Origin of the sequence: Thermoactinomyces sp. CICC 10521, from assembly GCF_016055135.1 — a bacterium.
In the GTDB taxonomy this organism is placed as follows: Bacteria; Bacillota; Bacilli; order Thermoactinomycetales; family Thermoactinomycetaceae; genus Thermoactinomyces_A; species Thermoactinomyces_A daqus.
The window spans coordinates 1-6534 of record NZ_JAECVZ010000054.1 but is presented as its reverse complement, the minus strand read 5'-3'; the positions used below and the strand labels follow the sequence as shown (position 1 = coordinate 6534).

Annotated in this window: 6 protein-coding genes; 3 read left to right on the top strand and 3 right to left on the bottom strand. The window is 41.8% G+C overall.

Translation table 11 applies throughout. The features are described 5' to 3' along the window. Window positions 1-130: 130 nt before the first annotated feature. Window positions 131-508, bottom strand: coding sequence for a hypothetical protein (locus tag I8U17_RS17545; protein ID WP_033102260.1), 378 nt, complete (start codon window positions 506-508; stop codon window positions 131-133). A 151-nt stretch (window positions 509-659) separates the two neighbouring features. Here I8U17_RS17545 and I8U17_RS17540 point away from each other — a divergent pair, with 151 nt between their 5' ends. Further along, window positions 660-1253, top strand: a complete 594-nt coding sequence (locus tag I8U17_RS17540; RefSeq protein ID WP_081944016.1) for a TetR/AcrR family transcriptional regulator — start codon at window positions 660-662, stop codon at window positions 1251-1253. Window positions 1254-1466: 213 nt separating this feature from the next. On the opposite strand, the gene I8U17_RS17535 is transcribed toward I8U17_RS17540, so the two are convergent. After that, window positions 1467-1943 (bottom strand): MarR family winged helix-turn-helix transcriptional regulator, encoded by a 477-nt coding sequence (locus tag I8U17_RS17535; protein ID WP_033102261.1) that lies wholly within the window; start codon window positions 1941-1943, stop codon window positions 1467-1469. A gap of 175 nt (window positions 1944-2118) precedes the next feature. Between I8U17_RS17535 and I8U17_RS17530 the strand changes: the two genes are divergently transcribed. After that, window positions 2119-3786: an alpha-keto acid decarboxylase family protein gene (locus I8U17_RS17530; protein WP_198059938.1), complete on the top strand. Its 1668-nt coding sequence runs from the start codon at window positions 2119-2121 to the stop codon at window positions 3784-3786. A gap of 757 nt (window positions 3787-4543) precedes the next feature. On the opposite strand, the gene I8U17_RS17520 is transcribed toward I8U17_RS17530, so the two are convergent. Further along, window positions 4544-5602, bottom strand: a complete 1059-nt coding sequence (locus I8U17_RS17520; RefSeq protein WP_052154435.1) for a site-specific integrase — start codon at window positions 5600-5602, stop codon at window positions 4544-4546. Window positions 5603-5904: 302 nt separating this feature from the next. Between I8U17_RS17520 and I8U17_RS17515 the strand changes: the two genes are divergently transcribed. Beyond that, window positions 5905-6129, top strand: a complete 225-nt coding sequence (locus I8U17_RS17515; RefSeq protein ID WP_198059937.1) for a hypothetical protein — start codon at window positions 5905-5907, stop codon at window positions 6127-6129. Window positions 6130-6534: the final 405 nt, after the last annotated feature.

The following is a 6534-nucleotide window of genomic DNA, read 5'->3' as shown; positions in this document are numbered from 1 at the left end:
TCACATCAGGTTTACTTTATCTGTATATATCCTAGAAATATACAAAACCCCATTCCTTTTCCGAAGAAAAGGGGGGGGTTTGTCATCAATCTCACCATCCTGTACAGGATGGGATTTCTAAACAGTATTTTTAGTTATGAGCTCTTAACATACCTTCACCAGCACAAAAATCATCTAACCAACTACAAGACATTTCGATGTTCACATACCCTACGGGTACATGCTTGTTTTTCCAGTCTATGCTTAAGTTTACGTACCCTTTGAATAAGGTTTTCCCACCCGAATAAATGTGTACCCAAACTGGTTGCTTTCCAAGAGAAGATACATCTGCATCAAGCACTTGACCTTTGTATACATACACTCTGGATGCATCTGACAAAGGCGCGGAATTGTCTGACATAGAATCTACATAAATATGGCGGCTTGTTTGCGCAGCTGCGAAAGTTTGAGTACTAAAACTTACTACAGCCACAATTGTGAAGAGACCCATCAAAAATCGTTTTAACATCAAATCTCCTCCTTTGAGCAACCTTTAGGTTGTTTTCACACCAACTAGTCAGTGTATTTAAACCGACTGGTTGGTGTATCTTTATTTTAAACATTTTTCATGTTATAATCAATATGTTAATTAAAAAATTTCTGAAAATAGGGGATATTTCATGAAACAACAAGAGATGACAGAACGTACCATTCAAAAGCTGGTAGACGCAGGAATTGTTTTGTTTGCCAAATATGGGTACAGCAACACCAGTGTCGATCAGATTGTAAAGGAAGCAGGACTTTCCAAAGGCGCATTCTACGCTCATTTTGCAACCAAAGAGGATTTCTTGATGAAGGTTCTCCGGGATGGGATTAGCTTTTATTTTGAGGATTTGCGGGAGCTTTTGACCCAAGAAAACCGCGACCTGGTTGATGATTTTGTAAAGTTTTCCACTGATATGGTGGTCAAGACATACGAAAAGGGTTTTTCCGCCGTTCTCCTTCATTCAGCCATGACGTGTCAATACTTGCCTCAAGTTCAACAAGAATTGGCCAAACAGATGGAAGAGTGGCGACAGGACCTTACGCAGTTTATTGAAGCCATGAGAAAAGAGGGGCTTATTGGCAGTCCGCTTGATGCAAGAACCTTGGCGACCGCTGCAATGGCTCTGTTTAACGGATATAACATGCAGCATTACATCGATGACCGAATTGATATTATGGGAACCATTAAAGTATTTTACGAGATGTTGCAAATTCGATCGCCTAAATAATGGCCGGTATCCGTTTTTCAGTGCAAAAGCTAATGAAAAAGCTGCCCTTTTGTCGGGGGCAGCTTTTACTATTCCAGTCAATATTCTTCTATCTCTTTTTCTTCGCCTCAAGACAAGAAAACCTCCGCTGAATGAATCAGTGGAGGTTTCAGACTGAAGAAAAACCCTTCGATTAATCATTTTCATTCGCAGGGTTTTTATATGGCTTTATGATCATTTTGATTTATCGTTTTGTTTATCCGACCATACTCGATAACCAGCGCGGTCATTTGACAGCTTTGTCATTACCTTTAACCACGCATTTTGGTAATCCTCTCCAAGATCAGTAAACACTTTTTTCATTTGCCCTCTTTGCACCTGACTAAGTTTTTTTTCCAGTTTTTCACCTTCTTTTGTCAGAATCAGTTGTTTAATGCGGCGGTCCTGATCAGAGGACTTGGTTGTGATCAGTCCTTTTTTAATCAGTTGACGCAAGGGGTTATTAAGAGCTTGCTTGCTTATTTCCAACAGCGATAGTAATTCATTGACACTTAATCCAGGAAATCGGGCGACAAAAAACATAATGCGATGATGTAAGCGTTGGATTCCATATTCTTTTATGATTTCATCAGGTTTTTCCGTAAAAGTTTTGTAAGCGAAATAAAACATGACTAAGACTTGATTTAATTGCTCTTCTTGATTTTTATCCATTTCATTTCCTTCCTTCTAAGTGAATAACAATACATCCCAATATAAGTCAATATACTTGACCTTTTTTGGATAGTGATGTATTCTGTAATAGGTCAATGTGATTGACCTATTTTGCGACAGTGCTATAAGTGTTTATTTCTATTATAACCATCGTTTATCGAGAGGGATGAGATAGATGAGCAAAAAAATAACGGTTGGCGATTACTTACTTCTTCGGCTTAAAGAGATGGGCGTCCGGCATGTCTTTGGTGTGCCCGGTGATTATAATCTCGGATTTCTCGATCAAATTGTTAATATGGAAGGTTTGGAATGGATCGGGAATTGTAATGAGTTAAATGCAGCGTATGCTGCAGACGGATATGCACGGGTGAATGGCATCGCTGCCCTTGTGACCACATTTGGTGTCGGCGAGCTGAGTGCGATCAACGGGATCGCCGGATCTTATGCTGAACAAGTCCCTGTGGTCAAAATTACCGGTACGCCGTCGACGAAAGTGATGAAAAAGGGTGCATTGGTTCATCACACGTTGGGCGATGGCGATTTTACGCATTTTATGAATATGTTCAAAGAGGTTACTGTTGCCCAAACCATGTTGACCGAAGAGAATGCAGCTGAAGAAATCGACCGTGTTCTCCGTGAATGCTGGCTGCAAAAAAGACCGGTTCACATCAATATCCCAGCGGATATAAGCTATAAAGAAATTGATGCACCACAAACTTCTCTCGCCTTACCTGAACCTGTGAGCGACCCTACACAATTAAATAAATTTGTACAAAAAGCGGCAGAAGAGCTCAATAAAGCAAATTCGCCGTTTATTTTAGCTGATTATGAAGTGAATCGTTACCGCTTATATGATCAATTGCGCACATTTGTAGAAGCATCCGGATATCCCATAGCGTCCTTTAGTATGGGGAAAGGGGTAATCGATGAAACTCACCCTCAGTTCATTGGAGTTCATACAGGACAATTAAGTGAGGACTTTTTAAAACAATGCATTCAAGAGAGTGACTGCTTTATTTTAATTGGTGTTAAGCTGACAGACTCAATTACAGGCGGCTTCCGTTTTATTCACGATCTTGAGAAGACCAACATTATTCAAATCCATCCTTCGTATGCTCGAATCAATAATGAAGTGTTCCAAGCCGTTTCTATGCGCGAAGCATTAGAACAATTAACGGAACACGTTCAACATCGGACATGGAATTTGAATCCTCGTCCAGCAGGCAATGGAAGCCCGTTTATTCCGTCATCAGAATCAATTACCCAAGAACGCTTCTGGCAACGGCTTGCATCGTTTTTCAAACCGGGCGATGTACTCTTGGCGGAACAAGGAACCTCATTCTTCGCCGCGTCTACTGTCAAGCTTCCGGAAAAAACAACGTTTGTAGGGCAACCGCTTTGGGGTTCCATCGGTTATACATTGCCAGCACTGCTCGGAACACAGCTTGCAGATCAAAATCGACGCAATATCCTGGTCATCGGGGATGGATCATTCCAACTTACTGCTCAAGAATTGTCTACGATCCTTCTTCATGACCTGAAACCGATTATTTTCTTGATCAATAATGACGGTTACACCGTTGAACGAATGATTCATGGTGCCGAGCAGAGGTATAACGATATAAACAGGTGGAATTATAGACGCATACCGGATGTGCTGGATCTAAATGGGAACAGCATCAGCTTTCAAATTAAAACTGAAGAAGAACTGGAAGAAGTGCTCTCTAAAGCTGAAAAAGCAAATAAACTGGTGTTTATCGAAGTTCATATGGGACGACTCGATTCACCAGCGTTATTAAGAGAGCTTGGAAAATTGTTTGCCGAGCAGAATAAATATTGTTAGGAGCTGATGACTCCTACCATTGTATATTACTGGTAGGAGTCAGACTGTACATCTGAATACGACGCTTCCTACGAAGCGTCGTCCAACGCATTCCATGCATCTCTTTCATATCGGCAAAAACTCGCTCAATCGTTTTTCTCCGCACTAAATCACCACATATCACCTGGAATTATGGATACAACTAAACATACACGGAAAAGGGATTTCATGAGATCGGCTCCATCCGTTTCAATTCCAATATGGATACAACTAAACTCTTGCTGTTGATGATTACCTTCAAGTTGGAGTTTAGTTTCAATTCCAATATGGATACAACTAAACCCGTGTGTGAATATCGATAATATCAATTATTTTCAGTTTATAAAAAACAAAATCAGTCTGTAAACCTCCAATCCTGCAAAATCCCCGGGAGGTTCACAGACTCTTGGATGTGCTCGGATTTTTATTGATGTTCCCCAATCACTTCTCTATTAAAACCTGTCGCTTGATTTTGGCAGGACAGCCGTACCAATCATGATGGAAGGTTTGAAAATGCGAGTCACTTTGGATTTGTCAGAAATGGTAGCAACACAGACGAGACAAAGAAAATCAGAGATTTAACTTTCATCCTTGATATCATCGATCAAATCATATTTCATATGATTCATAATGTGATCGATCATGTGAAGAACATCCCATATCGGAGCGTTTATGATTTTGATTGGTCTCCGGATGGGATGGTACACAACTGGTGATCAAATCGGATCATGAAGTGACCCTAAATCCCCATATTCGATGTCGGATTGTTCTCGGTCTTCTTGAGGTCATCAATGTAGCCACGGAACACTTGCAACGATTTATGCCGGGTGTGTTCCATAATGTCACGCTCGTGATGCCCCAAGGCATAGGTTGTCGTGATAAACCCTCTCCTCATACTATGTCCGGCAAAATCCTCTTCGTCAAACCCGGCCTTTTTGGCAACCCGCTTGATCGTGTCTTTAATCCCTTGCGGACTCAAGCGATGGGGCCATACTTCTTTTCGCGAAGTGTCTATCCGGCGAAAGACGGCTCCATTTCGGATGCCTGCCGCCTTTAACCAGCGCCGCAAATTTCTGATGGGACAGGTTTCGTTACTTTGCCCGTATTGAATCAGAATCCGCTCCCCCTTCTTGGTCTGGTCCGTCTTGGATTGACGAATGGTAATCCACAACCCATTACCGGTTTCCTCCAAATCTTCCACGTCCAGAGCAGACAACTCTGAACGACGGAAAGCTCCTGCATAACCCAAGGTCAAAATCGCCTTGTCCCGAATCCCCTGCAAGTCATTGGGGATCTCCCTGCAAATCGCAGTGACGATCTCGGCGGTCAGGGGGCGTTTTTTCGTCACCCTCTCTCCTTCTTTTCGCAGAATCCCTTTCCAGGTCTCTCTCACCGCAACCGAATCAGCTGGATTGAGCATTTCCTGAAAAGAAATCCCTTTCTCCTTTGCCTGGCTACGTTGAACTGACATCCACAAGTCATGGAACTTTCGAATGGTGATGATGCGTCTCCGGATAGTTGAAGTCTTTCGTTTCTTTCCTGTTTCATCAGCCGTGCCTTTTGCCAGTTCGGAGAGATAATTGGCCACCGTTTCCGGTTCGGCCGGAAGATGTCGAAGATTCCGTTTTTGGCAGTACTCCTCAAAATGCCTCCAATCGGATAAGTACGATTTGCGGGTGTTGTGAGCCATTGCATGCTCAATGTATTCCATCGCAGCATCATTCAGTGTGACCATTTCCCGCGTTAATGCATTGTCGTGCCGGGGTACGATGAGGGAGTGATAATGTTCGTCGGCCATCTCTCTCTCTCCTTTTTCTCTCTTTTTCAGTACCAACGATAACCTTATATTATCGTTGATACTATAGAATGTAAAGTATAGGAATTTGATTTGTTTTATTATATTTAAGGAAAGAAGCCAAATGGAAATATTATGCAAATTCGTCCACTTCATTTTTTGGCATTCATCTTTCTGCTGTAAGGAATATTCTATGATTGCATTTAATGATTACGATGATCCCCCCTGGGAATTCATGAGATGACTTTGCTCAGTCAAAAGAATCGGTTCTTGATCAAGGTGAGTTATGAATTACAGGACGCAGAGTGACAACTCACCTTGGTAAACTGATTGCAACAGTCGGTTCCCTGCTTATGTATTCCGGTGCCAGCATGGAGCGGATTCGACAAGGCTTGAAATCCTTGGATGTGGAGTTGATGCTGGCTTTTGCCTTCCTTGGTGCTGCGATGGTTCAACAAAAATATACCGGTGAGCAGGATACTATTAGCCGCCAAAGAAAAACCGGCAGGATAAATGCAAGGCCCGGGTAACCCTCTGACCACAGACGGAACCCAGGCTTTTTACTTCACTTACCACTAATTTAACGGGGCTGATTCATATCTTCATATGATCCGTTTTTTCTTAAACGAATCTTCTCCGCAAATTCTTTCGCTTTTCCATAAGAAAAACCCCTCTCTATTTCAGAATACTAAAAAAATAGTAATTTCAAGAATCGCTTGCTAAATATTTTTAAAAGGAATTTTGATTCAGCGGAATGAGAATGAAGTGTCGGTTTAACCAAATTGCGTGAAAAGCGAATATGTGTATTAAAAAACAGCATCCCCTTAAGGAGGATGCCGAGATTGATGACAAACCCCCCCCTTTTCTTCGGAAAAGGAATGGGGTTTTGTATATTTCTAGGATATATACAGATAAAGTAAACCTGATGTGACCTA